The sequence below is a fragment of the Micromonospora sicca genome, from assembly GCF_003172935.1.
In the GTDB taxonomy this organism is placed as follows: Bacteria; Actinomycetota; Actinomycetes; order Mycobacteriales; family Micromonosporaceae; genus Micromonospora; species Micromonospora sicca.
Window position 1 is genome coordinate 1 of record NZ_QGKS01000521.1, and the last position, 2893, is coordinate 2893.

Sequence of the window (2893 nt, forward strand, 5' to 3'; positions counted from 1 at the left end):
GACTGGGACCTCGCCCGCCACCTCGGCGTCCCCGCCCCCGCCATCGCCGCCGCCATCACGCTGAACGCCGACCTGACCGCCGGACGCGTGTCGTGGGCACCGCAGCTACGCGAGCTGCTCGGCTTCGCCCGCGTCCGCAAGACCCTCGGCCTACCCGCGGCGATCGCCAACCTCGCCGGCCGCGCCCCCGAGGACGACCGGCCCGAGGTGATCGCCGCCCTGCAACAGCACTTCGGCGCGGACGTCACCGCGCTGACCCTCGGCAAGCAGCGCTGAGCCCACAAAGGAGAGCCATGCCTCATCCCCGTACCCATCTGCATTCCGGCGCGGCCGCGCCCGCGATCGGCGACCCGGACTGGCAGGCGTGGAGCCACGCCTGGACCCAGCACATCCCGGTCCTGACCGGCCGCACCGACCTGACCGTCAGCGTCGCGCCCGGCGCGGGCGGTGGCGCCCCCGCCTGCTTCTACCCCGACGCCTGCCGCATCGAAGTCGACGCCACCCACATCGGCGCCCCCGACATCGCCAACCCCCGACGGGCCGGCCACAAGCGCCTGGTTCCCACCGCCTACGGGCTGCTCGTGCACGAAGCCGCCCACGCCGCCCACAGCCGGTGGCGCACCCCGCCCGGCACCCCACCGGTAGTCGCCGCAGTCGCCGAACTCCTTGAAGAATCCCGGATCGAGTACCGGCAGCGCGCCCGGCGGCGCGGGGACCGGCGGTGGCTGCGCCACACCGTCACCACCCTGATCAGCCCCGACGACGCCCCCATCGACGACCCCTGGCACGCCGCGCACCTCGCCGGTCTCCTTCTCGCCCGCGTTGACGCCCGCATCCTCACCGCCAAGGACATCAAGCGTGTGCGCGCCGCCGTCACCGCGATCCTCGGCCGCAAGCGCCTCCTGCAGCTGCGCGAGGTGTGGCGGCAGGCCCACACCACCGATGACACGGACGCCGACAGCATGGTCGACCTGGCGTGGCGGTGGTGCCGCATCCTCGGCATCGACCCTCAGCAGCAGCCGCAAACGCCGGTACCGGATCCGGGGGTGTTCGGCGGCCGGCTCGCCCAGGCCCTGACCGACTACCTCGCCCACACGGCCGGCCTCACTCCCGCCGAGTACCGGGCTCGGCAGCTCAGCGCCCGGTACTCCGCGCCCGCGACGTGGACCCGACGCGACCCCACCGACGACGAACGCGCCGCCGCCCGCCACCTCGCCGCCCGGCTGCGCCGCGCCCGCACCCACCAGCCCGAACCCGACACCCAGCCCAGCCTCATCCCACCCGGCCGCCTGCGCACCCGCCACGCCATCACCGCCCAGGCGCAGATCGCCGCCGGCACCCGCCCCACCGCCACACCCTGGCAACGCCGCACTACGCTGCCGCCGCCGAAGCCGACCCTGCACCTGGGCGTCATCGTCGACGTGTCCTTCTCCATGCACCCGTACGCCGCGCCGATGTCGTCGGCCGCGTGGATCCTCGCCCACGCCGCCCGCAGCAGCGACGCCGTCACCGCCACCATCGCCTTCGGCAGCGACGTCACCCTGCTCATCGGCCCCCGGCAACGCCCCACCCACGTGCAGGACATACACACCTTCGGCGGCAGCAGCACCTTCATTGACGCCGTGAAACTCGCCGACCCGGTGCTGCAGCTGCGGCAGCCCGGCAGGCTGCGGATGCTCGCGGTCGTCTCCGACGGCGACCTCGACAACATCGCCCCGGCGCAGCGGCTCGTCAGCACCCTGCACCGCGCCGGATGCGCGGTGTTGTGGCTGCGCCCCGCCGACCTGGACGGGCACACCTTCACCGACGCCACCACCGTCCTCGTGGCCGACCCGGTACAGGCGATCCACCACATCGCCAGCGCCGCCGTCACCGCCCTCGAGCAGGCCTGACAACCGTCAGCTCCACGAGAACGGCAGGGCACGCCCTTCTGCTGACGCCGCACGCCACAGATGACCCGCGTGCCCCCGACCGGCACCGATTCGACCCCCTCCCCTGGTACCGCCTGCAGCCGCTTGCCCGGCTACCCGCGCGACCGCGCACCCCGGGCACGGCCACACGGCCGTGCCCGGGTCCCACCCCACCATCCAAGGAGACACCGTGAGCGACAAGCACCGCCTACCGATCACCTCGCCCGCTGACCTGATCACCGCCGTGCCCTACCTACTCGGCTTCCACCCTTTCCGGACAGCCTCGTCATCGTCGGTCTCGCCGGCACCACCGTCGCCGTCGCCAGCCGCACCGACCTGCCCGACCCCGCCGATGCGGTCGACTGGGTCGACGAGGTGATGCCTCAGCAGCTGCGCATGCTCCACCACGCCAGCGTGACAACCGCGATCCTCATCGGCTACGGCCCCGCCAGCCGGGTCACCCCGGTTCTCGACACCGTCACGCCCCGGCTGCGTACCGCGCGTATCGACGTCTTCGACGCGCTGCGGGTCACCGAGCACAGCTACTTCTCCTACCTCTGTCAGGAACCCACCTGCTGCCCCGTCGACGGGGTGCCCTTCGACCCCGACCGCAGCGACCTCACCCTGCACGCCATCGTCGCCGGCCACACTGCCCTGCCCGACCGGCGGGCGCTCGTCGCCAGCATCGCCCCCATCGACGGTCACGCCCGGGCCGCCGTCACCCGCGCCACCTACAAGGCCCGAGCGCGCCGCCGCGTCCTCACCACCGACGGCGGCCGCGACGCGCTGATTCACGCCGGCGAGGACATCGTGCGGGAGACGTTCGCCCGTTACGCCGACGACCAGGTGCTCACCGACGACGAGCTGGCCTGGCTCACGGTGCTCCTGCCGATCACCGCGATCCGCGACGTCGCATGGCGGGCCACCGACTCGCAGCCCTGGCATGTCGCGATGTGGAGCGACATCACCCGCCGCGCCCAACC

General features: G+C 73.3%; 2 protein-coding genes and 1 pseudogene. All 3 read left to right on the plus strand.

The genetic code is table 11. The annotated features are described in order from the left end of the window. Window positions 1–276: pseudogene (locus tag DKT69_RS36960) on the plus strand (AAA family ATPase); the annotation flags it as partial. A gap of 17 nt (window positions 277–293) precedes the next feature. Continuing rightward, window positions 294–1892, plus strand: a complete 1599-nt coding sequence (locus DKT69_RS36965; RefSeq protein ID WP_109805986.1) for a VWA domain-containing protein — start codon at window positions 294–296, stop codon at window positions 1890–1892. 354 nt (window positions 1893–2246) lie between these two features. Further along, window positions 2247–2893: DUF4192 domain-containing protein (locus tag DKT69_RS36970; protein WP_236648769.1), on the plus strand; the 647-nt coding region annotated here is incomplete at its 3' end.